This window comes from Paraburkholderia sp. NPDC080076 (genome assembly GCF_050281145.1).
Classification (GTDB): Bacteria; Pseudomonadota; Gammaproteobacteria; order Burkholderiales; family Burkholderiaceae; genus Paraburkholderia.
The window spans coordinates 153,757-176,634 of sequence record NZ_JBNNWQ010000003.1 but is presented as its reverse complement, the minus strand read 5'-3'; the positions used below and the strand labels follow the sequence as shown (position 1 = coordinate 176,634).

The window sequence follows — 22,878 nt, the reverse complement described above, 5'->3', positions numbered from 1 at the left end:
TAAGCCTGTTTATCCACATGCGATTCCCCTGCCTTTCCTCAGTGGCGAGAGATCGCATTTTAACCACAACTCGCGGGCATTAGTCCATTACCCATCGAATGAAATTTTATTCCGATAACCGATCTTATTTTTGAGACAAACACCATTCGCCGAAAAACCTTGATCGAGGTTAGACAGCTCCCGACCTCACAACACTCACCAACATTTAAATGCAATATAGAGATATATTTTTATTCCATAAAAACAAAGACATGCAGACACAACACCAATGACAACATATCCACCACGAAGAACTTTCCGAACATTGAATAGAAATTTCCCAATCTAGATAAGTTGCAAGTTTTATAGGCAATAGTCAATTGACGAATCATCCAAGCCATGTGTTTAATACAGTCAAGACGATTTGCTTATTCCAAAGAATATCGGGAAATTCGGAATACAACCTTGATTCGACCAGACTAAATTGAATAGTCGTTAGGCTGATTAGAAATTACGTTGTCCGGCAATAGTCGAAAGCACAAAACCAAGAACAACGATTCAGAGAAACCACATGGCGATTTCGCGTCAGGCGCTTTTCGGCAAGCTTGGAACCACGCTGTACAGAAGCATCGAGTCCGCCTCGGCCTTCTGCAAGCTGCGCGGCAATCCGTATATCGAGCTTGTGCATTGGCTCCATCAACTGCTGCAGCAGCCTGATTCGGACCTGCATCGGATCGCGCGGCACTGTGGCATCGATCACGCAACGCTAGATCGCGATCTGGCGCGTGCGCTGGCCGCACTGCCCGCGGGTGCCAGTTCGATCAGTGACTTCTCGCATTACGTCGAATTGGCAATCGAACGCGCGTGGGTGCTTGCAACACTTAGTTTCGACGACCGAAGTATCCGTAGCGCGTGGCTCGTCGCCGCACTCGTACAGACGCCTGAGCTGCGGCGTGTGCTGCTGTCCATCTCGCCGGCGTTCGGCAAGATACCTGTCGAAGGTCTGGACGACGCTGTTCTTGCATACATCGACGGGTCGCCCGAAGCCGCTGACGCACCTTACGACAACAGCGATTTCTCGCCAGCGGTGCCCGGTGAAGCCTCGCATGCCCTTTCCGCGGTATCAAAGGGCTCGCCGCTCGAACAGTTCTGCACGGACCTGACAGCGCGCGCACACAACGGTGAAATCGACCCGGTCGTCGGGCGCGAGCTGGAAATTCGCACCATGATCGACGTGCTGCTGCGCCGCCGGCAAAACAATCCCTTGCTGACCGGCGAGGCGGGCGTCGGCAAGACCGCCGTTGTCGAGGGGTTGGCGTGCGCCATCGCCGCGGGCGACGTGCCGCCCAAGCTGGTGGGCGTGCGCTTGCTGAATCTCGACGTGGGCGCACTGCTCGCAGGCGCAAGCATGAAGGGGGAATTCGAAGCGCGTCTGCGAGGCGTGCTGGAGGCGGCGCTGAAATCAACGGTCCCCGTGATCCTGTTCGTCGACGAAATCCACACGCTGATCGGTGCGGGCGGCCAGGCCGGCACCGGCGACGCCGCCAATCTGCTCAAGCCCGCGCTCGCGCGCGGCGCGATTCGCACGATCGGCGCGACGACCTGGGCGGAGTACAAACGGCACATTGAAAAGGATCCCGCGCTCACGCGGCGTTTCCAGGTTCTGCAAGTGCCGGAGCCGGAAGAACTGGCGGCGATCGACATGGTGCGCGGACTTGCGGAAACGTTCTCGCGGCATCACGGCGTGGTCGTGCGTGACCAGGCGATCCGCGCGGCCGTGACCCTGTCGCATCGCTATATCCCCTCCCGTCAGTTGCCGGACAAGGCAATCAGTCTCCTCGACACCGCCTGCGCGCGTGTCGCACTTTCCCAGCATGCGCCCCCGCGAGAGCTGCAGGACGTGCGTCAACGCGTGCGGGCAGCGCGCGTCGAAAGCGAGTTGCTCGCCGCGGAATCGCGTATCGGCCTCGATGCCGGCCGCGCCTTGGAGGCGGCCCAGAGTCGCATCGATGAACTCGTCGCCGCCGAGCAGAGCGTCGAAGCGCGCTGGAAAGCACAGCTCCTCGCGGCGCAGGCTTTGCTCGCCGCCCGTGATGCGCTCGGTGCCGATACCCGTGCGTCGCAACCCGACACGGGCATGGATACGCGCAGACCGCTTCATCCGCTCAAGGAACTGGAACGCGCGCTCACGGAATTGCAGGGCGATGGACCGCTGGTGTTTCCGGAGGTGAGCGAAGCGATCGTCGCCGAGGTTGTGTCGGATTGGACAGGCATCCCGGTCGGCCGCATGCTCACCGACGAAGTGGCCGCCGTGCAGTCGCTGCCGGCCACGCTCGAGGCGCGAGTGATCGGCCAGCGCGATGCACTGCATCAGATCGGCGAGCGGGTGCAAACCGCACGCGCCGGGCTAACGGATCCGAAGAAGCCGCTGGGCGTATTCCTGCTCGCGGGGCCGTCCGGCGTGGGCAAAACCGAGACGGCGCTCGCACTGGCCGAAGCGCTCTACGGCGGCGAGCAGAACCTGATCACCGTCAATATGAGCGAGTATCAGGAGGCTCATACCGTTTCCGGACTGAAAGGCGCTCCGCCTGGATATGTCGGTTACGGCGAGGGAGGCGTGCTCACTGAGGCCGTTCGGCGCCGCCCCTATTCGGTGGTTTTGCTCGACGAAATCGAGAAGGCCCATCGCGACGTGCACGAAATGTTCTTCCAGGTCTTCGACAAAGGCTACATGGAGGATGGTGACGGCCGCTACATCGATTTCCGCAACACGACGATTCTGCTCACCAGCAACGCCGGCTCGGAACTGACGACAAGCCTGTGTGCCGATGCACCGCTCTCGCCCGACGCCGACGGGCTGCGCGAAGCCCTCACACACGAGTTGCTCAAGGCATTTCCCGCGGCATTTCTCGGCCGCGTCACCGTGGTGCCGTACCGGCCGCTTGCCGGTGAATCGCTTGCGCGCATCGTGCGCTTGCATCTGGACCGCGTGGTCATGCGCATGGCCCGCGTCCATGACATTGCGCTTGCCTACAACCAGCAAGTGGTCGACTACATCGTCGGCAGATGTCTTGTCGACGAAACCGGGGCTCGTGTACTGATCGGCTTCATCGAACAACACGTGCTGCCTCGTCTGTCCGCGTTGTGGCTCGACGCATTTTCGTCGAAATGGCCCATCACGCGCATTGAAATCGACGTCGTCGACGCGAGCGCACCACCCATCGTCGCGCTCACTTTTCAATGCACGTATGCGCATGCCCTGGTCGAGCCATCAGCAGCCGCAATGTCACCTTCCCTTTCCGTCGAGCAGGTTGACTAAACGCTGCCGACTCATCACCACCGTCCACGGAGACCTCAATGTCTGTTCCCAGTAGTTCGCAGAAATTCATCGCGCGCAATCGGGCGCCACGTGTGCAGATCGAGTACGACGTCGAAGTCTACGGCTCCGAGAAGAAGGTCGAACTGCCGTTTGTCATGGGCGTGCTTTCGGACCTCTCCGGCAAGCCCGTCGAACCGCTGCCGCCGGTTGCCGACCGCAGTTTCCTCGATATCGATATCGACAACTTCGATGAACGGATGAAGGCGATCAAGCCGCGCGTCGCATTCGCGGTGCCGAACACGCTGTCAGGCGAGGGGCAGTTGATGGTCGATATGACCTTCGAGAGCATTGAGGACTTCTCGCCGGCGGCCGTCGCCCGCAAGGTCGATTCCCTGCGGCAACTGCTCGAAGCCCGCACGCAGCTCGCGAATCTGCAAACGTACATGGACGGCAAGTCCGGCGCGGAATCACTCGTCAACAGGCTGCTGCAGGATCCGGCGCTGCTGAAATCGCTTGCGGCCACACCGAAACCCCAGCTTTCGAACGCCGCCACCGAAGTGGCGGATGCCGCGGACGCGCCCCGCTGATCGACGGGACAGAACAGATTCAGAGGACAAAACATGGCAAAACAACCAATGCACGCGGCCACCGCGGAAGTACACACGCAGTCCGACTTTACCCAACTGCTCAACCAGGAATTCAGGCCAAAAACCGAACAGGCCCGCGAGGCCGTCGAACACGCCGTGCAGACGCTCGCCGAACAGGCGCTGCTGCAAGCGGCCACGATCAGCGACGACGCCTACAAGAGCATCGAGGCGATCATCGCTCAGATCGATCACAAGCTTTCCGAGCAGATCAACCTGATTCTGCATCATGACGACTTCCAGAAACTGGAGTCCGCCTGGCGCGGCGTACACCATCTGGTTTCGAACACGGAAACCGACGAGCGTCTGAAGATCCGTTTCATGGACGTGTCGAAAGACGAATTGCGCCGCACGATGAAACGCTATAAAGGCATCGCCTGGGATCAGAGCCCGCTCTTCAAGCAGATCTATGAAGAAGAGTACGGCCAGCTTGGTGGCGAGCCTTATGGCTGCCTGGTGGCCGACTACTATTTCGACCATACGCCGCCTGACGTCGATCTGCTCGGCTCGATCGCCAAAGTCGCCGCGGCGGCGCACACGCCGTTCATCTCCGGCGCGTCGCCCTCGGTGCTGCAGATGGAATCGTGGCAAGAACTCGCCAACCCGCGCGACCTGACCAAGATCTTCACTCAGAATCTCGAGTACGCGCCGTGGAACTCGCTGCGCAATAGCGAAGACGCGCGCTATGTCGGTCTCGCGATGCCCCGTTTCCTCGCCCGCCTGCCCTATGGCGCGAAGACCAATCCCGTTGACGAATTCGACTTCGAAGAAGACACCAACGGCTCCGACCACCGCCGTTACGCGTGGGCCAACGCGGCCTATGCGATGGGTGTGAACATCAATCGTTCGTTCAAGCTGTATGGCTGGTGCTCGCTGATCCGCGGCGTCGAATCCGGAGGTACGGTCGACAATCTGCCGTGTCATTCATTCCCCACCGACGACGGCGGCGTCGACATGAAGTGCCCGACCGAGATCGCCATCTCGGACCGGCGCGAAGCCGAGTTGTCGAAGAACGGTTTCATCCCGCTGATCCACCGCAAGAATACCGATCACGCCACTTTCATCGGTGCGCAGTCCTTGCAGAAACCGGCCGAATACCACGACGCGGACGCCACCGCGAATGCGAATTTGTCCGCGCGCCTGCCGTATCTGTTCGCCTGCTCGCGCTTCGCGCATTACCTCAAGTGCATCGTGCGCGACAAGATCGGCGCGTTCAAGGAGCGCGAGGAAATGCAGCGCTGGCTGAACGAGTGGGTCATGCACTACGTCGACGCGGATCCTGCCAACTCATCGCAGGAAACCAAGGCGCGACGCCCGCTTGCCGCGGCCGAAGTCGTCGTGGAAGAAGTGGAAGGCAACCCCGGTTATTACCAGGCGAAATTCTTCCTGCGCCCGCACTTCCAGCTCGAAGGCCTGACGGTGTCCTTGCGTCTCGTCGCGAAACTGCCGTCCATCAAGGAAGCGGCTTAATCGATACGTTTGCGAGTAGGTCCCCCTGAATGCACGGCATGTCTGCTGTCCGAAACCAGCCGTGCGTCCAGGCACGGACCAGCTCGTCGTTCGTGATTCTTTACCGTTTTTTTCCGATTCAAGGCGTTGATATGGCCGATGAAAATTACGATGTCGATGCAGCCGTAGCGCATCTCAATGCTCACGCACATGCGGACTCCCTTGGCCGATGCGCGTCCTACGTCAGGCAAGCGATTGCGGCCGGCGGAATCGTCATTCCTCGAGGGCCGGCGGTCGAGTTGGCGAAGAACTACGGCCCCGTTCTGCGCACGCGCGGTTTTGTCGAGGTGTCGGCAAGTGACCTCATTACGCCGCGCAAAGGGGATATCGCCGTCATTCAGTCTTACCCAGGCGGCAATATCGCCGGCCATATCACCATGTACAACGGTCAGCGGTGGGTTTCCGATTTCCGCCAGAACGACATGTGGAGCGGTCCCGGCTATCGCCAGAACAAGCCCGCGTACAAGGTGTACCGGTGGCAGGGAGAACAGTGATGCGATTGCGAGCCTGCGTATTGGCGCTGATCGCATGGGCTGTTCTGAGCATGCAGCCGGCATTTGCACAAAGCGCCGCGTCAGCGCAGCGGTTTCTGCAAACCGTCTACAGCGCCTACACGTTCAACGGCGATCCTCCCCGCATTGAGGCGGCGGGCTCTCACGCCATTGCCTCGCCATCGCTCCTGCAGTTGATCAGGAAAGATCAGCGGGCATTGAAGGGCGAGGCCGGCTATCTGGACATGGATCCGATTTGCCGTTGTCAGGACTTCGACGTGAAGACGACCGGCATTGAAGTCACGGTGGCGAAGCGCCAAAAAGCAAAGGCCGTCGTTTCATTTACGAACTTCAGGAAACCGAACAAGGTGGAGCTCGATCTGGTGTGGGTTCGTGGCAAATGGCTTATCGACGATATCAGGGGCAGTGATGATCGGCGCAGCCTCCGTGACGCACTACAGGCAGAGATTGCTGATTTGGTCAGGTAGTTGTTGTGAAACCAGGTTGTAGATGTTTAACACCAAGGAGCTTTAGATGGCACAAGACATTTTTCTCAAGATTAACGGCATTGATGGCGAGTCGCCCGACTCGTCGCACAAGAACGAGATCGAGGTGAGGAGCTGGGGCTGGCGCGTGTCGCAGCAAGCGAACATGCACGCTGGTTCGGGTGGCGGCGCCGGCAAGGCCACCGTCGAGGACCTCGAGTTCGAACACCTCGTGGACCGGGCGAGCCCGAACCTGATGAAGTACTGCCTGACCGGCAAGCACGTCGACCAGGCTGTGCTGGTTGTCCGCAAAGCCGGTGGCAACCCGCTCGAATATCTGAAGATCACGATGAGTGACGTGATCGTGACTCAGGTTCATCCGTCCGGCAGCAACTCCGACGAAGGCATTCACGAACACGTCCGGCTTTCGTTTGCCAAGGTCAAGCAGGAATACGTCGTACAGAACGCGCAAGGCGGTAGCGGCGGCGCCGTGACGGCCGCCTTCGACATCAAGGGCAATAAGGAGGCTTAAGCCGTCCTGCCAACAGTCGCCCGGGCAGGTCCTGGCCCGCCTGGGCCTTTCCGGTTTGCTTCCCGCGGCGTTTCTATCGCGCCTCATTTTGCGTTGCCTAATGCGCCTCTTCATCAACGTTATTGCTCTCGCTTTTGCATCCACGCTGACCGCGTGCGTCAGCAGCGATCCCAAAATGGCGAAGGAGCCCGTCAAGCTCGAACTGTCGGTCGTCGCATCCGCCGGCGTCAATCCCGACGATCAGAAGCGCGCGGCGCCGATTGTCGTACGGATCTATGAATTGAAAACCGACGGCGTGTTCAATTCCGCCGACTTTTTTTCATTGCAGGACAAAGACAAGACCGCTCTCGCGGACGATCTCGTCACCCGCCAGCAATTCCAGCTGCGGCCTGGCGAGAGCAAATCCATCAAGACCAGGGCCGATCCCGCAACCACCAGCGTCGGTATCCTGGCGGCCTACCGGGATCTGCCCAACTCGGTATGGCGCGCGGTCTATCCGCTGCCGGCGGCGCCGGATGCGGCGTGGTACCGCGCCTCGCCAAAACTCAAACTGACCATCAATCTTGAACCCAACGCAATCAAGATTACCGAGACCAAATAGTGGAATGAACGCATGAGCTGGCACAACAAGGTCGTCTGGAGCGAGGGGCTCTTTCTGCGCCCACAGCTTTTTCAGCAACAGGAACGGTATCTCGAACACTATGCGCACAAGCGCGCAGCAACGCTCTCGCCGTTCTTCTTCGGCTTCAGTCATTACAGCCTCGATACCGAGGCGCTGGCGTTAGGCAAGGTGATCGTGAAATCGGCCAGCGGCGTGTTCGCCGACGGCACGCCATTCGATACGCCCGGCAGCACTCCCCCGCCTGCGCCGCTCACCATCCGCGCGGAACACCTGGATCAGTTGATCTACCTCGCCGTGCCTGTCCGTGTGCCGAACGGCGAAGAGACGACTTTCGACAACGCCGCTGACTCGCTCGCCCGCAACGTCGTATTCGATACCGACCTGCGCGACACCAATTCGATCGGACAAGGGCCGAAGACCGTGCAGTTGTCGAATCTGCGCCTGCGACTCGTGCCGGAAAAGGAATTGACCGATGCATGGATCGGACTTGCGCTGACACGCGTCAAGACGATTCACGCGGATAGCAGCATCGTTCTGGACGACACATTGATTCCGCCGGTGGCCGGCTTCGGGGCGAGCGACCTGCTCACGAGCTGGCTCGCGAAGATTCACGAACTCACGCGCCTGCGCGCAACCGCCCTCGCTACACGGCTGACCGGCGGCGACGGCAAAGCCGGCACGACCGCCGAAGTGTCCGACTATCTGCTGTTGCAGACGCTTAACCGTTACGAGCCTCTGCTTCAGCATCTGCGCCGGGTACCGACCACGTCGCCGGCCGATCTGTACGCGCTGCTGCTGAGCATGGCAGGAGAACTGTCGACCTACGTGCGTCCCGAAAGCCGCCGCCCGCTCGACTCCCATCCAGCCTACCAGCACACCACACCGCATCTTTGCCTGAAGCCCGTGGTGGATGACACGCACCTGTTACTCAACGCGGTGCTGGTGCGCAGCGCGCAAAGCATCGTGCTGAAAGAACAGGGACATGGGATGCGCAACGCGGTGGTCGATCCGGTCGACATGCGCGGCTTCACGGCAGTCGTGCTCGCAGTGCACGCCGCAATGCCGCCGGATCTGCTCCAGCAACAGTTCGCCGCCCAGGCGAAAGCCGGTCCCTCTGAACGGTTGCCGGACCTGGTGCGCGGCCACTTGCCGGGCATCGCGCTGCAGGCGCTGCCGGTGCCGCCGCGACAGATCCCGTTCAACGCGGGCTTCGTGTACTACGAACTCTCGCGCAGCGGCCCATTGTGGGAAGAAGTCGCGCGGCACGGCGGCCTCGCCCTGCATGTCGCCGGTGATTTCCCGTCGCTGAAGCTCGAACTGTGGGGCGTGCGCGGCTAGCACACATCAGCCGCTATCGGGCAGCTGGAGCTGCTCGTGCCTGAGATCAGAAGGCGCGACGAAATTGCAGAGAAAAAAGGTAAACCAGTGAATTCAGACGTAGCGAACCGTTCGGGCGAGCGTGACCGGTGGCCAGGCGATCAAGACGGCATTCAGAGCACCGTCCCGCGTTCCGCACCAGGAGGACAGTCTTCCCGGAGCGCGGGCGCGGCAGCGTCCGGAGCGTCTCTTCATCGAGATGTGCCGCAGGGGGAATCGACTGCGGAGCGCCTTGCCGCCATCAGAGCGGCCCGCAATCCGCTGCTCGAGGCAGCTCGCCCGCTATTGCGGGCGCTGGCGGACTTGCCCGATCAGTTGGAAAAGGACGGAATAGATCAGTTGCGAGTCTTGCTGGAGCAAGAAGTGCGGGGCTTCCAGAAGCTCTGCGATCAGATCAGTATCCGGCGCGATCACATGCTCGGCGCACGCTATTGCCTGTGCACGGCACTCGACGAAGCCGCGATGCAAACGGTATGGGGAAAAGGCGGTGAAACCGGCGTCGAATGGAATACCAACGGTCTTGCCACGCTTTTCCACGAGGATCGCCAGGGCGGCACCAAAGTCTATCTGTTGGTCGGGCGGTTGATGAGCGAGTCGCAGGAACATCTCGACCTGCTCGAACTCATTTACCGGATTCTTAGCCTCGGCTTCGAAGGTCGCTACCGCTACGAGGCGGATGGCCGACGCAAACACGAAACCGTGCGTCAGCGCATCTACAACGAGATCATGTCGCAGCGCGGGAGCCTGGCCGTCGCACTATCACCTCACTGGCAATCGGATGTGACGGGCAAGCGCGTGTCGTTCTTCGACTTCCCGGTATGGATCACGCTTGCCGTTCTATCAGTCATCCTGATCGGTCTGTTCGGCTATTTCAAATACGAACTGCTGAACCGCAGTGCCGAGGTGCAAAAACAGATCGCCGACATCGGGCGCATGACGCCCCCGCCTGCCCCGCCCGCACTTCATCTCAAGGAACTGCTGAAGAACGAGATTGCCGCGGGCACCGTGAGCGTCGACGAAGACGCGCATCACAGTTCAGTGACGTTCCGCGGTGATTCGATGTTCCCGCCGGGCGCCGCGGCGGTGAAGACGTCGATGACGCCGTTGGTCACGAAGATCGCGGGCGAAATCGTCAAGGTACCGGGCAAGGTAACGGTGCTGGGTTACACCGATAACCTGCCGATAAAGAGCCGCCAGTTCGCGTCGAACGAAGCCTTGTCCGAGGAGCGCGCCACCCAGATCATGCAGATGCTTCAGACCGCGGGCGTGCCGGCGGCCCGGCTCGAAGCAGTAGGAAGGGGTGACGCCGATCCGATAGGCGATAACGCAACCGTGCAGGGCCGCGCGCAGAATCGCCGCGTCGAAATCACGGTCGCGCAATAACGGGCCAACCAGGACACACGGGAAATTCAAGCATGAAGAAGTTGTCGTTTCTGGTATCGCGCCAGTTTCTTGCCTTTGTCGCGCTGCTGGTTGTCGCGCTGGTGATCTGGTTTGTCGGTCCCCTTGTTGCGTTCGGTGGGCTGAAGCCGCTCGCAACCGTCGGGATGCGTGTGCTGGTGATCGGACTGATGCTGGGCGGAGTGCTGCTGTGGCTAGCCGGCTGGTCCACCAGCGTGATGTTCGTGGCGCTACTGTGCCTGCTCATCTGGTATGCGTCGCCGCTCCTCGCGTTCGGGCGCGAACAGCCGTTCGTGCCCGCATCGGCACGCGTGATCGCCATTGCAGTCGTGCTGGCGATCTTCGCCGTGTACTGGACTTTGCGGCTCTGGCAGAGAATGCGCACCGACGCGCAATTCCTCAAGAGCCTGCTCGACTTCGGTGGCGCAAAAGAAGCATCGCCGGCTGCGGCGCAGCTGGAAAAAGTGCAGGCGATCGTATCGGGCGCATTGGCGCGGCTGAAGGCAATGCGCACCGGAGCACGCGGCATCGGACGCCTGTTTCAGGGCAAGCGCTACCTGTACGAACTGCCGTGGTACATCACGCTCGGCTCGCAGGGTTCGGGGAAAACGGCCGCCTTGCTCAATGCCGGTCTGTCGTTTCCGGTCGCAGGCCAGATGCAGCGTACCGTGGGCGCCCTTGCCGGCACCGAGTCCGTCGACTGGTGGCTCACCAACGACGCGGTGCTGATCGATACCGCGGGCCACTACACCCGTCACGGCACCTCGCAACACAGCCGGCTGTTGTCGACGGTCGCTACTGCCGGAAGGAAATCTGCCGACAGGACGGATGCCACGTCAAAGAGCGAAAGCGCGCACGACAAGGACAAATCGGTCGTGGCTCTCCCGGTGCAGCCCGCTGCCGCTACGGCTTCCGCCACGGTCCATCCCGCCTCTGGCCCGTTGCACGAGAAAATGGATGCGGCCGAGTGGTTCGGCTTTCTGGCGATGCTGCGCAAGCACCGGCCTCGCGCACCGATCAACGGCGCACTACTGACGCTGGATCTCGCCGTGCTGACGAGTCTCGACGACAGCGCGCGCATGGCCGAAGCGGCTGCGTTGCGCGGACGTCTCGCGGAGCTGCGCCAAGCGCTCGGCATCCGTTTTCCGGTCTATCTGGTCGTGACCAAAATGGACCGGCTGACCGGCTTCAACGAATACTTTGCTTCCTTGCCAGCGGAGGGACGTGCCCAGTCCTGGGGTTTTACGCTTCCCTACGGCAAGGAGACCATTGCGGCGGAAGGAGTTCGGACTCGCTGCGACGAGGAACTCGGCTTGCTGGCAAATCGTCTGGCCGACGGCGTCAACACGCGCTTGCAGGACGAGTTCGATGCCACCCGACGCCGGCAGCTTGTCGCGCTATCTGAAGAGTTCGCCGCACTGTCCCGACCGCTCGGCGAGCTGGTCGAACGCGTCTTCCTCGACTCGCGTTACGACGATACCCAACTTCACGCCACTCTGCGCGGCGTCTATTTCACCAGCGCGATCCAGGCAGGCGGCACACTTGTGGCCGAGCGGCGGACTATCGCGCAGCGGCTGTCGGCGTCGCTCGATCGGGTACTGGGCACACGCGCGTCGAGACCGGCCGGCAACCAGAGCTACTTCCTGCACGATCTGCTCACGAAAGTCGTGTTCGCCGAGGCGCAGCTGGTGCGACCCAATCTGCGCTGGGAATTCCGTTTCCGTCTCCTGCGGCTCATCGGCCATGCCCTCGCCGTGCTGCTGTTCGCATGGCTGGCCATCGGCCTGCGCCTGAGCTTCGGCAACAACAGCGACTATCTCTCCATCATCAGCCGCAAGACCCAGGCGCTGGCCGCGAAGGTCGCGCAACTGTACAAGGAGCCGAAACCCGAGGCGATCCCCGATACGCTCACCGAGGCACGCTACCTGCCGACCTTCCCGAGGCTCGACCTGTCGGACCCGGATAGCGCATTTCGTTTCGGCCTTTACACCGCGCCTGACGTCGTCACTGAGAGCCGTCGCACCTACGACGTGCTCGAGGACAACCTGCTGCTGCCGCAGATCGTCAAGCGTGTGGAGGACGTCATCTCGCAGGCGGTGGCCAACAAGGATTCGAAGGCGGCCTACGACGCGCTGCGCGTCTACCTGATGCTCTACGACAAGGCGAAATTCAACGCCGACGACGTGAAGGCCTGGGTGCTCAACGACTGGGCGAATACGGATAGCGCAACGGCCTTCGGCGGCCGGGCCTCGATGGTCGACCACGTACAGCAGCTCTTTTCAGGAAGCCGCGTGGTCCAGTCGCCGTTGATCCGCAACGATTCACTGGTCCAGCAGGCCCGCTCGTTTCTCGACGGCAGCAATGCAACCGGGCGTCTGTACGAACGGGCCAAGACGGCGATGCAAAAGGAAGCGCCCGACGAATTCTCGTTGATCCGCTCGGTCGGGCCGCAAGCCGGACTCGTCTTCACGCGGGCGAGCGGCGCGCCGCTGTCGCGTGGCGTGCCTGGACTGTTCACCTTCGACGGATACCGGCATCTATTCGACAAGCGGCTGCCTGAGTTCGTGGAGGCCGCACGCGACGACGATGCGTGGGTGATGGGTCGCTCCTATCTCGGCGAGGCTCAAAAAAAAACATCTGAATTCGTAGGCGCCGTGAGCGGCGCTGACGACCCGCTGACGGATGCCATCCGCCGGCAGTATCTGACGGAATACGCACAACTGTGGGACGCGTTTCTCGGTGACATCCGTACAGTGAACGGCACCAGTCTGCAGTTCAATCTGCAGGTGCTGCGCAGCTTTGCGGCGCCTGATTCACCGCTTGCCCGCCTGGCGCGCGCAGCGGTGCGCGAGACCACGCTGACGCAACCCATCGCGGCAGCGGACGGCTCTCTGCTGCAAAAGGCGGCTGACCAGCTAAGCCAGAAGGCGGACAAGACGCTCGGGATACGGGCTTCGGAAATCATCGAACGCGAGCTGGTCGATAGCCACTTCGCCGCGCTGCGCGAGGTCGTCACGGGCAACGCGGACGGACAGGCCGCACCGCAAGCAGCCACTGCGCAGGCCGGCAAGACCGGTCTCGACGGTGTCGCGAGCTTGTTGAACGACTACTACACATCGCTGACTGTCGCCGACAACGCCATCGCCAACAACAGCATGCCACCGGCAAGCGACACGGCGTCCAAACTCAAGATGACCGCCAACACGATGCCGGCTCCGTTTCGCGCCGTATTGCTGGCGCTGGCGGGGGACGGCTCGCGCGAGGTGAATCAGGGCATTGGCCAATTGTTGTCGCGACAGATGCAGGCGGTGGTCGGCGACACCTGCCGGCTGACGATCGAGGGCAACTATCCGTTCGCAGCCGACAGCAAGCGCGATGTCCGTATCGATGACTTCACGCGCGTCTTCGCACAAGGTGGCGTCATTGACGATTTCTTCACGAAGACGCTCTCGGCATTCGTCGACACCTCGGCAAAACCATGGCGCTACAAGACGCTGGCTGGCGCCACCGAACCCGTCCAAGGTCCGGACCTCGAACCCTTCCAGCATGCCAAGACCATTCGCGACATCTTCTTTGGCGATCCAGATCAGAAGCAGTTGTCCTGGAAGGCGGATATCCGGATTCCTGAACTCGATCCGACGATCACCGGTCTGATGGTCGACATCGACGGCCAGACGACGCTCTATCAGCATGGGCCGGTTGCGTCGTTCCCGGTGGCCTGGCCAGGACCTCGCGGCGGCGTGCACGCGGAGATGATGGCCGAGCCGCGCATCCGGCCGGAGAGTTCGACGATCACAGCGGACGGTCCGTGGGCGCTGATGCGGCTGGTCCAGAAAGGGCAGGTCGTCGATACCACGACACCCGGACGCATACGTGTCGCATTCGATTTCGACGGCCGCAAAGCCGTACTCGATATCGCCGGTGTAAGCAGCGTTTCCAATCCCCTGACGAGCGATGTGCTGAAAACATTCCGATGCCCGAGCTCGATGCCGGTGTTCACCCTCACCGACAGCGGGCCGCCGGCGGGATTGCCGCCGGGCGCTCCGGCTGCGGCGCCGGGCACGCCTCATTGAACTCGCACGCGACATCCGGGGAATGCACATGACATCGACATCCGGTCCGGCCATTTTGCCCACGCAACCACGCATGCCCGCATCGCCGCCGATTCGCACGCGTGTCGAGGCGGCTGAGGCCGCGGCAAATCCGCTTCTCGAAGCCGCGCGCCCTTTGCTCGACGCACTGGCCGATACGCCCGTGGTACTCGACGGCCGGGCCGTCGAAATGCGTTACAGGTGGCTCTCGCATGAAGTCAGGGTATTCGACAAAGCCTGCGCCGAACTCCGTCTTCGCCCCGATCACGTTCAGAACACGCGTTATTGCCTGTGTTCGGCGTTGGACGAAGCCGCCATGCAAACTGCCTGGGGCAAAGGCTTGTCGACTGGTATGGAATGGACGACGCATAGCCTCGCCGTTGCGTTCGGCGGAGATCGCCAGGGCGGCGACCGGGTCTATGCGATCATCGAGCAGGCCATGCTTGATCCGCTCGAACATCGTGACCTGATCGAGGTGATCCAGAAGGTGCTGGACCTCGGCTTCAAGGGACGGTACCGGTTCGCGTCGAATGGGCAGGCCGAACTCGAAGCGGTTCGCAGGCAGCTTCACAACGCGGCCGCGACAACGAACCGATCAGCACCCGCGCGTCTTGCTCATACCGCAGTCGCTGCCTGCGCCTTCACTCCGTCGCCGCGCGACCACGTCGATCCGGAGGTCAGGCTCGTGGCAGCAGCGCCAAGACGCAAGGCGTATCTGCGGGTTGCGCTCGCCCTCGTGCTTGCCGCGCTGCTCGATCTCGTCACCTACGCCGGTTTCCACACCAGAGTTGATGAGCCGCGACCGGCTCGACTCGCAAAGCCAGCTGATGTACTGGCGGGAAATCTGGCTGATCTTCTGAAGAACGAGATTGCGGCCGGCACGGTCAGCCTGATGGAAAATGCCCGGCAGGGAACCATTAAGCTTCGCTTTGACGACATGTTTCTGCCGGGCGAGACAAGTGTGAACGCCTGGGTTGCGCCGCTGATCGCCATCGTGGGAAGAGAAGTTGCCCGGATGCCGGTAACGTTGCGGGTCATAGGGTATGCGGACAGTTTGCCGGTCGCAAGGTCTTCGCTGGCGTCCAACCAGACTCTGTCCGAAGAGCGCGCGAAACAGGTCATGCAGATATTGCTCGCAGCGGGTCTGCCGTCTGATCGTGTCATTGCAACAGGAAAAGGCGATGAGGAACCGATTGCAGCCAACGACACGCCTCACGGCCGGATGAAAAACCGGCGCGTCGAGATCACGGTGACGCAGTAGCAGCGCGGCTGCGCAGCCACCCATACCACGCTTCCATGCCCTCCCCGCTCTGCGCCGACACCTGAAGAATCTGCATTTGTGGATTGACACGCTTCGCATACTCGATGCACCGCTCCACATCGAAGCGCAAATGCGGCAACAAGTCGATCTTGCTGAGCAACAACAAGGAACACGCCCGGAACATATGCGGATACTTGATCGGCTTGTCCTCGCCTTCAGTCACCGAAAGAATCAATACCTTGGCGGCTTCACCGAGATCGAATAGCGCGGGACACACCAGGTTGCCGACGTTTTCGATCATCACCACCGAATGCAGCGGCGGGTCAAGTTGCGTCAAGGCTCTCGACGCCATCTCCGCGTCGAGATGGCACCCGGTGCCGGTGTTGATCTGCACCACGCGCGCGCCGGTTGCGCGAATCCGCTCGGCGTCGTTGAGCGTGGCCTGATCGCCTTCGATCACCGTTAGGGGGAACGCGTTACCCAGATCGCGGATCGTTCTTTCGAGCAATGTCGTCTTGCCGGCGCCCGGCGAGCTCATCAGGTTCAGCGCCAGGATCGAACGGCCGGCTAGCCAGCCGCGATTGCGTTCGGCCAGTAGCTGATTTTTGGCCAGGATGTCGCGTTCGAGGTTGATCGAAGTGCTGTGTCCGTGTTCCTGGTGATGTTCGTGATGGTGGTGGACATCTCCTTGATCGTGCACATGATCATCGTGATGGCTGTGCGAGTGTGAATGCGAATGCGCACTGACACCCACAAGATGATTCGAGCTGACTCGCCGATAGGCAGTTCCGGCCGAGCGCGCACCTGCGGTTGTCCCCTGAGACTGAGCCCCCGCCTCCACCGCCTCATCCAGATCGGTCACTGCCGCACTCCGCGTATTCGAGCATCCGCATGTCGTACACATCACACCACCTCCATCTGCCGGATCTTCAACTGCTGACCGGAAACCAGTTCGAGATTCCCGCTGCCGCACGCGCATTGCCCAAATGGCAGGTTGACCGCGAGCGTCGCTCCGCATGTGAGACAGCGCGCCTCGCCCGGCATCACGACGATCTCGAGCGTCGCGCCCTCCACCGCCGTATCCTTCGCGCACACGTCGAAGCAAAACCGGATCGCCTCCGGCATCACCGCCGACAGTTGCCCGATCTCCAGCGTCACGCGCCGCACGCGCGCGCCGTGCGCCTGTTCCGCGCAAATCTCGACGACGCTGTTCGCAATACTCAACTCGTGCACGGCGCACTCCCGGTTGCCCGCTCAACAGATGCGCGGCAGTTGCTCGCCCACCAGCATATCGACAATGCGTTGCCCGCCGAACACGGTCCGCATCACGACTAGTCCATTCGCCTCCGCCTCGTTCCGTTCAACCGTACCGATCACCGCCGCCTCGCGTCCCACCGGGTGCACGCGCATGGCCGCCAGCACGCGTTCGGCGGCGTTCGCGGGCACGACGGCCACCAGCTTGCCTTCATTGGCCAGATACAGCGGGTCCAGGCCGAGAATCTCGCACGCGCCCTTCACCTGTTCACGCAAGGGCAGCGCGGCTTCATCGAGCCGTATCGTCACGTTCGAACTTTGCGCGAATTCATTCAGCACGGTCGCAACACCACCGCGCGTCGCATCGCGCAGACAGTGGATCTGCGGACACGCGTCGAGCATTGCCGCGATCAGGCTGTTGAGAGGACAGCAATCGCTCTCTATGTCGGCTTCGAGTGCAAGCTGCTGACGCGCCACCAGAATCGCGGCGCCGTGATCGCCGAGACAGCCGTTGACGATCACCACGTCGCCCGGACGCGCGTTGCGCGCCGAAATCGAGACATCGCGGCGCACCACGCCAATGCCCGTGGTGTTGATGAACAGCTTGTCGGCGCAACCGCGCTCCACCACTTTCGTGTCGCCCGTGACGATCGCGACGCCCGCTTCGAGCGCGACGCGCTGCATGCTCGCCGCGACGCGGCGCAGAAGATCGACGGAGAACCCCTCCTCGATCACCACGGCGCACGATAGGTATAAAGGCGTCGCGCCACACACCGCCAGGTCGTTCACCGTCCCGGACACGGCCAGCGTGCCGATGTCGCCGCCCGGAAAGAATAGCGGATCGACCACGTAACTATCGGTTGTAAAAGCGAGCCGGTCGCCGTGCGCGGCGAGATCGGCCAGCGCGAAGACGGCCTGATCTTCCAGCGCCGCGAGCGTGGGATTGTCGAAGCTCGACACGAACACGTCTTCGATCAGATCGCGCATCGCACGGCCACCGCTGCCATGCGCCAGATTGACGGTCGCGTCGCGCACGCGATGCGGCGCGCTGGCTTTGATCGAAGTAGAAGCGCGATCGTTCATGGGCCACCTCGCGCGGTGGACACGCCAAGCACATCGGCCCTGCTAGCCGCGCCAGGACACGCCCCGCCCTGAAGCGCCGCTTGCCGCGCTTCACGCCGTTCATCGATACGCGACGTATCGATCCGCCCATAGTTGTAATACGCCGCGCACGCCCCTTCGCTCGACACCATCAGCGAGCCGAGCGGCGAGTCCGGCGTACACGCTGTGCCGAACACCTTGCATTGATGCGGCTTGATCACGCCCTTGAGCACCTCGCCGCATTGACATGCTTTCGGATCGGCGATCTTCACGTTCGGCACCGCGAACTTGCGCTCGGCGTCGAATCCCGCAAACGCCTCGCGCATCCGCACGCCGGAATGATCGATCGAGCCGAGTCCACGCCACTCGAAAAACTCACGCGTCTCGAACACGCGCGTGACCGCCGACAAAGCCTGCGCGTTGCCATCCTCCGGCACGATCCGCCCATACTGGTTCTCGACCTCGCAGCGGCCATCCGCAATCTGCTTGAGCACCATCCACATCGATTGCAGCACGTCCAGCGGCTCGAAGCCCGCCACCGTGATCGGCTTGCGATAGTGCCGCGCGATGAAGTCATACGGCCGCGTGCCGATTACCATGCTGACATGTCCCGGACCAAGAAAGCCGTCGAGGTGCAAATCGGGCGAGTCGAGAATCGCCTTGATGGTCGGAATGATCGTGATGTGATTGCAGAACAGCGAGAAATTCGTGACCTTTCGCGCGTGCGCCTGCAAGACGGTCATCGCGGTGCTCGGCATGGTCGTCTCGAAGCCCAGGCCGAAGAAGATCACCTCGCGTTGCGGATTGAGCTGCGCGATCTTCAATGCGTCGAGCGGCGAATAAACCATGCGCACGTCGGCGCCGTCGGCCTTCGCCTTGAGCAGGCTTTTCTTCGAACCGGGCACGCGCATCGCGTCGCCGAACGTCGTGAAGATGACTTCCGGACGCTCCGCCAGCGCGACGCAATCGTCGACGCGCCCCATCGGCAGCACGCACACCGGGCAGCCGGGACCGTGCACGAACTCCACGGCGTCGGGCAGCAATTGCTGGATGCCGTAGCGGAAAATCGTGTGAGTGTGGCCGCCGCACACTTCCATGATTTGCAGCGGCCTCTGCTTCGCGCGCTCGATGCGTGACACCAGCGCGCGAATTTCCCTCGCGAGCGTTTTCGCCTTCTCCGGGTCGCGAAACTCATCGACGTATTTCATGGCGCGCCTCCGGCGGCCGTCGTGGGTGAAGCGCCGAGACCGCCGCGGTCGTCGGCGAGCAGCGTATGCACGAGGTCCCACAGAATGTGATAAATCGCGACGTGCGTCTCCTGCACGCGATGAATGCTGTCGCTTCTCACCACGAGGCAATGATCGAGCGCGGCGCTCGTGGCCATGCGTCCGCCGTCGTGACCGGAGAGTCCGATGGTCAGCAGTTCCATCTCTTTGGCCTTTGCGAACGCGGCCAGCAGGTTCTCCGAATTGCCGCTCGTCGACACGCCGATCAGCGCGTCGCCGCGCCGTGCCTGCGCGACCAGTTGCCGGACGAAAATATGATTGAAGCCGACGTCGTTGCCGACCGCCGTCAACATGGCCATGTCGGCGACAAGATTGATGGCGGTGAGCGCGGGACGTCCCGTCGTGACCGGATGCAGAAACTCGACCGCGATATGCGCCGCGTCGCAACTCGAACCGCCGTTGCCCATCGCGAAGAGCCGGCCGCCACGGCGATACACGTCGGCAATGGCGTGAGCCGCGCGCACGACCTCGGGCGCGCTTTCCTCGAAGAAACGCGTCTTCGCATCCACGCTGTCCTGCGCCTTGCGACGCACCGATTCGAGCAGGGCCGCGTCGAGCCGCTCCGCATCCTGATGCGCGCCATGCAGGAACGGATACAACGCTTGCAGCGATTCATGTTCGGGCATGGCCGGTCTCCGTGTGCTGACGACGGCGCGCTCACGGCGCGCCGCGCAACTCATCCATCTCGCCCTGCGCGACGCCCAGTTCGTGCAGCAGCGCAAGCGTGCGCGCCGCTTCCTGCTCGTCGAGCCGGCTCATCGCAAAGCCGACATGCACCAGCACCCATTCGCCGACGCACGCGCTCGCCGGCCGGTCTTCATCGATCACGAACGCGATGTTGATCACGCGCCGGACACCGCCGACGTTGACGAGCGCGAGATCGTTCGCCGCATCCGTCACTTCGACGATCTGCCCTGGGATGCCCAAACACATGTCGCTCTCCTCTCTGCCCCCGTGCGAACCATCAACCCTCGCCGCGCTGCCGCGCCGCCGCGATGACCGCCTGCCCGAGTGACAATCCGCCGTCGTTGGCCGGCACCTGGCGATGCGTCAGCACGCGAAACCCCGCCTCGCCAAGGCGCGTTGCCACCTGTTCGAACAGGATGCGGTTCTGGAACACGCCGCCCGATAGCGCGACGCTGCGTGCGTCGGCCGGACCGGTCAGCAGGTCGGCAAGACACTCCACCATGCGCACGATCGCAATCGCCACGCCCTTGTGAAAACGCGCCGCGATCACCGGCACAGGCGTGCAGCGCAGCAGATCGTCGAGCAAGGCTTCCCACATCGGCCGGGGTTCGATGCAGCGCAACCCACCCGGCACGGTGTTGGTCAGTTCGAACGGGTATGCATGCGCGTCGCTATCGTTGCGCAGCGTGTGCTGATCGACCAGCGCCTCCAGTTCGATCGCGGCCTGGCCTTCGTAAAGCACACGCTCACGGCACACGCCGAGCGTGGCCGCCACCGCGTCGAACAGGCGGCCCGTCGAACTTGCGAGCGGGCTGTTTACGCGCTGCGCGATCATCGAGTCGAGCGCGGCGCGCGGACGGCCGCTCAGGAACTGCTGCATCTCCAGACCGCTGTAGTGCCGCGTAAATCCGTACCAGTCGAAGGCAGCCCGCAGATGCGCGTAGGCATTGCGCCACGGCTCGTCGATGGCGCGCGTGCCGCCCGGCATCGCCACCGGCTTGAAGCGGCCGAGACGCGTGTAGCCGCGATAGTCGGCCAGCATGAATTCGCCGCCCCACAGTGTGCCGTCGTCGCCGTAGCCGAGACCGTCGAGCGCGACGCCGAGCATCGGCAACGCATCGAAGGCGACCCCGTTTTCGGCCATGCACGCGGCAAGATGCGCATGATGATGCTGCACTTCGACCACGGGAATCTGCGAGGCTTGCGCGAGCTCGTAGCCGATCTTGCGCGACAGATACTCGGGATGCAGGTCGAGCGCGATCACCTGCGGTTCGTATTCGAACAAACGCAGATACTGCGCCACCGCGCGGCGGTAGTCCGCATACGTCAGCGCGTCTTCCAGATCGCCGATGTGATGCGAGACGATCGCTTGCGCATCGCGCGCAAGGCAGAAGGTGTTCTTGAGCTCGCCGCCCATCGCCAGCACCGAGGGGGTGTCGGCGAAACCTTCGGGCAACAGCAGCGGCGCCGGCGCATAGCCGCGCGCGCGCCGAACGATCTGCGCGCTACCCCGCACGACGCGCGCCACCGAATCGTCGACCCGGCGCGAAATGTCGCGATCGTGCATCAGGAAGACATCGGCGATACGGCCGAGACGCGCGCGGGCGTCCGCGTTGTCGATGCACGGCGGCTCGTCGCTGGTGTTGCCGCTCGTCACGACCAGCGCGGAATCGATCGACTCCGTCAGCAGCCGATGCAGCGGCGTGGACGGCAGCATGAAGCCCAGCGTGCCGACGCCCGGCGCAACACTTGGCGCGACGCATTCGGCGCCGTCGGCGGACATGATCACGATGGGTCCGCCGGCGCTCGCGAGCAGCGCGCATTCGGCCTCGCTCGGCGTGCAATACCGGCGCATGGCTTGCAGATCGCGCGTCATCAGCGCGAAGGGTTTGCGCTCGCGCCGTTTTAGCCGCCGCAGACGTGCGACCGCGGTTTCATCGCTCGCATGGCAGGCGAGCTGAAAACCGCCCAAGCCTTTGATCGCGACGATCGCGCCGTGCCGCAGCAGCAGGCTCGCCGCGCGGCACGGGTCGTCGCCATTCACGCGCGCGCCGTCACGGCTCTCCAGCCAGACACGCGGGCCGCATGCGGGGCACGCAACCGGTTGCGCGTGAAAGCGCCGGTCGGCCGGATCGTCGTATTCCGCACGACACGCGTCGCACATGACGAACGCCGCCATTGTGGTATTGGCGCGATCGTAGGGAATCGCTTGTATGATCGACAGCCGGGGCCCACAGTGCGTGCAATTCGTAAACGGGTAGCGGTAGCGGCGGTTCGCCGGATCGGAGATTTCCGCCGCGCAGTCGGCGCAGATGACGGCATCGGGTGTGACGCCGGTTTGCACATGGCCGCTCACGCTTGGCACGATACGAAAGTCGTTGGCCTCCGCCGCCTCGTTCAATTGATGCCGCTCGATCGCGTCGATCCGCGCAAGCGGCGGACACTCGGCGCTCAGGCTGTCGATGAAGCGTTGCAGCATCAACGCGTCGCCCCATGCGTGAATCAGCACGCCGTCGCTGTCGTTGCACACGTCGCCGACCACGCCGCAGGCATGCGCAAGCCGCCACACGGTCGGCCGGAAGCCGACGCCCTGCACCAGTCCGCGCACGCGGATCTCTTCGCCGACCGGTCCCACGACCGCCGGATGCTGTGCCGAACCCTGCCCGGCGGGCTGTGCATGCGTGCTCATCGCCATCTCCCTGGCCGTTGTCGCCTACATGTTGCGAATGCGGATATAGCGCTTGATGTCCTTCATATTCGCCAACACGCCGACCACCAATGCCGGCAACAAGAGGTACTTGAAAAATCCTTTCATGATGTCTCCCGCTTCAATCGTTTC

The 22,878-nt window shown here is 62.4% G+C and carries 19 protein-coding genes; 11 read left to right on the top strand and 8 right to left on the bottom strand.

What is annotated here, in order from left to right; all coding sequences use genetic code 11:
* Nucleotides 1-550: 550 nt before the first annotated feature.
* The 11 genes from tssH (at nucleotide 551) to icmH (ending at nucleotide 15,711) form a co-directional block, all read left to right on the top strand.
* Nucleotides 551-3,298, top strand: coding sequence for a type VI secretion system ATPase TssH (tssH, locus tag ACQKRQ_RS13090; protein ID WP_427477371.1), 2,748 nt, complete (start codon nucleotides 551-553; stop codon nucleotides 3,296-3,298).
* Nucleotides 3,299-3,336: 38 nt separating this feature from the next.
* Nucleotides 3,337-3,885, top strand: coding sequence for a type VI secretion system contractile sheath small subunit (gene tssB / locus ACQKRQ_RS13085; RefSeq protein WP_427477369.1), 549 nt, complete (start codon nucleotides 3,337-3,339; stop codon nucleotides 3,883-3,885).
* A gap of 33 nt (nucleotides 3,886-3,918) precedes the next feature.
* Nucleotides 3,919-5,412 (top strand): type VI secretion system contractile sheath large subunit, encoded by a 1,494-nt coding sequence (gene tssC, locus ACQKRQ_RS13080; RefSeq protein WP_427477367.1) that lies wholly within the window; start codon nucleotides 3,919-3,921, stop codon nucleotides 5,410-5,412.
* 131 nt (nucleotides 5,413-5,543) lie between these two features.
* Nucleotides 5,544-5,945 carry a hypothetical protein gene (locus tag ACQKRQ_RS13075; RefSeq protein WP_132374335.1) on the top strand — a complete coding sequence of 134 codons (402 nt, stop codon included), beginning with the start codon at nucleotides 5,544-5,546 and terminating at the stop codon, nucleotides 5,943-5,945.
* Nucleotides 5,945-6,430 (top strand): DUF3828 domain-containing protein, encoded by a 486-nt coding sequence (locus tag ACQKRQ_RS13070; protein WP_427477365.1) that lies wholly within the window; start codon nucleotides 5,945-5,947, stop codon nucleotides 6,428-6,430. The genes ACQKRQ_RS13075 and ACQKRQ_RS13070 overlap by 1 nt, the downstream gene beginning before the upstream one ends.
* Nucleotides 6,431-6,476: 46 nt before the next feature.
* Nucleotides 6,477-6,959 (top strand): Hcp family type VI secretion system effector, encoded by a 483-nt coding sequence (locus tag ACQKRQ_RS13065; protein WP_132374334.1) that lies wholly within the window; start codon nucleotides 6,477-6,479, stop codon nucleotides 6,957-6,959.
* A gap of 100 nt (nucleotides 6,960-7,059) precedes the next feature.
* A complete protein-coding gene (gene tssJ / locus ACQKRQ_RS13060; protein WP_427477363.1) occupies nucleotides 7,060-7,560 on the top strand; it encodes a type VI secretion system lipoprotein TssJ in 501 nt (166 codons plus the stop codon).
* A 12-nt stretch (nucleotides 7,561-7,572) separates the two neighbouring features.
* Nucleotides 7,573-8,919 (top strand): type VI secretion system baseplate subunit TssK, encoded by a 1,347-nt coding sequence (gene tssK, locus ACQKRQ_RS13055; protein WP_427477361.1) that lies wholly within the window; start codon nucleotides 7,573-7,575, stop codon nucleotides 8,917-8,919.
* An 87-nt stretch (nucleotides 8,920-9,006) separates the two neighbouring features.
* A complete protein-coding gene (tssL, locus tag ACQKRQ_RS13050) occupies nucleotides 9,007-10,341 on the top strand; it encodes a type VI secretion system protein TssL, long form (RefSeq protein ID WP_427477359.1) in 1,335 nt (444 codons plus the stop codon).
* 32 nt (nucleotides 10,342-10,373) lie between these two features.
* The gene (gene tssM / locus ACQKRQ_RS13045; RefSeq protein ID WP_427477357.1) at nucleotides 10,374-14,432 is read left to right on the top strand and encodes a type VI secretion system membrane subunit TssM; all 4,059 of its coding nucleotides are present in this window, start codon (nucleotides 10,374-10,376) and stop codon (nucleotides 14,430-14,432) included.
* 73 nt (nucleotides 14,433-14,505) lie between these two features.
* Nucleotides 14,506-15,711: a type IVB secretion system protein IcmH/DotU gene (gene icmH, locus ACQKRQ_RS13040; protein ID WP_427477356.1), complete on the top strand. Its 1,206-nt coding sequence runs from the start codon at nucleotides 14,506-14,508 to the stop codon at nucleotides 15,709-15,711.
* Here the strand turns inward: icmH and hypB are convergent.
* From hypB to ACQKRQ_RS13000, 8 genes are all read right to left on the bottom strand, one after another.
* On the bottom strand, nucleotides 15,695-16,411 hold the full coding sequence (gene hypB / locus ACQKRQ_RS13035; protein WP_427477354.1) for a hydrogenase nickel incorporation protein HypB: 717 nt from the start codon (nucleotides 16,409-16,411) through the stop codon (nucleotides 15,695-15,697). The genes icmH and hypB overlap by 17 nt on opposite strands.
* A 203-nt stretch (nucleotides 16,412-16,614) precedes the next feature.
* On the bottom strand, nucleotides 16,615-16,944 hold the full coding sequence (gene hypA / locus ACQKRQ_RS13030) for a hydrogenase maturation nickel metallochaperone HypA (protein ID WP_427477352.1): 330 nt from the start codon (nucleotides 16,942-16,944) through the stop codon (nucleotides 16,615-16,617).
* Nucleotides 16,945-16,965: 21 nt separating this feature from the next.
* Complete coding sequence (hypE, locus tag ACQKRQ_RS13025) at nucleotides 16,966-18,048, bottom strand: hydrogenase expression/formation protein HypE (protein WP_427477351.1); 1,083 nt, start codon at nucleotides 18,046-18,048, stop codon at nucleotides 16,966-16,968.
* Complete coding sequence (gene hypD, locus ACQKRQ_RS13020; protein WP_427477349.1) at nucleotides 18,045-19,274, bottom strand: hydrogenase formation protein HypD; 1,230 nt, start codon at nucleotides 19,272-19,274, stop codon at nucleotides 18,045-18,047. Before hypD ends, hypE begins: the two co-directional genes overlap by 4 nt.
* The gene (locus ACQKRQ_RS13015; RefSeq protein WP_427477347.1) at nucleotides 19,271-19,978 is read right to left on the bottom strand and encodes a D-sedoheptulose-7-phosphate isomerase; all 708 of its coding nucleotides are present in this window, start codon (nucleotides 19,976-19,978) and stop codon (nucleotides 19,271-19,273) included. Before ACQKRQ_RS13015 ends, hypD begins: the two co-directional genes overlap by 4 nt.
* 31 nt (nucleotides 19,979-20,009) lie before the next feature.
* Nucleotides 20,010-20,285 (bottom strand): HypC/HybG/HupF family hydrogenase formation chaperone, encoded by a 276-nt coding sequence (locus ACQKRQ_RS13010; RefSeq protein ID WP_132374323.1) that lies wholly within the window; start codon nucleotides 20,283-20,285, stop codon nucleotides 20,010-20,012.
* A gap of 31 nt (nucleotides 20,286-20,316) precedes the next feature.
* The gene (gene hypF, locus ACQKRQ_RS13005; protein WP_427477345.1) at nucleotides 20,317-22,728 is read right to left on the bottom strand and encodes a carbamoyltransferase HypF; all 2,412 of its coding nucleotides are present in this window, start codon (nucleotides 22,726-22,728) and stop codon (nucleotides 20,317-20,319) included.
* Between the two features lie 24 nt (nucleotides 22,729-22,752).
* Nucleotides 22,753-22,854: a DUF6893 family small protein gene (locus ACQKRQ_RS13000; protein WP_408176547.1), complete on the bottom strand. Its 102-nt coding sequence runs from the start codon at nucleotides 22,852-22,854 to the stop codon at nucleotides 22,753-22,755.
* Nucleotides 22,855-22,878 lie beyond the last annotated feature (24 nt).

Excerpts from the sequence above, each read along its gene's own strand:
- tssH (WP_427477371.1), top strand. The coding sequence starts at position 551 with ATGGCGATTTCGCGTCAGGCGCTTTTCGGCAAGCTTGGAACCACGCTG.
- tssB (WP_427477369.1), top strand. The coding sequence starts at position 3,337 with ATGTCTGTTCCCAGTAGTTCGCAGAAATTCATCGCGCGCAATCGGGCG.
- tssC (WP_427477367.1), top strand. The coding sequence starts at position 3,919 with ATGGCAAAACAACCAATGCACGCGGCCACCGCGGAAGTACACACGCAG.
- ACQKRQ_RS13075 (WP_132374335.1), top strand. The coding sequence starts at position 5,544 with ATGGCCGATGAAAATTACGATGTCGATGCAGCCGTAGCGCATCTCAAT.
- ACQKRQ_RS13070 (WP_427477365.1), top strand. The coding sequence starts at position 5,945 with ATGCGATTGCGAGCCTGCGTATTGGCGCTGATCGCATGGGCTGTTCTG.
- ACQKRQ_RS13065 (WP_132374334.1), top strand. The coding sequence starts at position 6,477 with ATGGCACAAGACATTTTTCTCAAGATTAACGGCATTGATGGCGAGTCG.
- tssJ (WP_427477363.1), top strand. The coding sequence starts at position 7,060 with ATGCGCCTCTTCATCAACGTTATTGCTCTCGCTTTTGCATCCACGCTG.
- tssK (WP_427477361.1), top strand. The coding sequence starts at position 7,573 with ATGAGCTGGCACAACAAGGTCGTCTGGAGCGAGGGGCTCTTTCTGCGC.
- tssM (WP_427477357.1), top strand. The coding sequence starts at position 10,374 with ATGAAGAAGTTGTCGTTTCTGGTATCGCGCCAGTTTCTTGCCTTTGTC.
- icmH (WP_427477356.1), top strand. The coding sequence starts at position 14,506 with ATGCCCGCATCGCCGCCGATTCGCACGCGTGTCGAGGCGGCTGAGGCC.
- hypE (WP_427477351.1), bottom strand. The coding sequence starts at position 18,048 with ATGAACGATCGCGCTTCTACTTCGATCAAAGCCAGCGCGCCGCATCGC.
- hypD (WP_427477349.1), bottom strand. The coding sequence starts at position 19,274 with ATGAAATACGTCGATGAGTTTCGCGACCCGGAGAAGGCGAAAACGCTC.
- ACQKRQ_RS13015 (WP_427477347.1), bottom strand. The coding sequence starts at position 19,978 with ATGCCCGAACATGAATCGCTGCAAGCGTTGTATCCGTTCCTGCATGGC.
- ACQKRQ_RS13010 (WP_132374323.1), bottom strand. The coding sequence starts at position 20,285 with ATGTGTTTGGGCATCCCAGGGCAGATCGTCGAAGTGACGGATGCGGCG.
- hypF (WP_427477345.1), bottom strand. The coding sequence starts at position 22,728 with ATGAGCACGCATGCACAGCCCGCCGGGCAGGGTTCGGCACAGCATCCG.
- ACQKRQ_RS13000 (WP_408176547.1), bottom strand. The coding sequence starts at position 22,854 with ATGAAAGGATTTTTCAAGTACCTCTTGTTGCCGGCATTGGTGGTCGGC.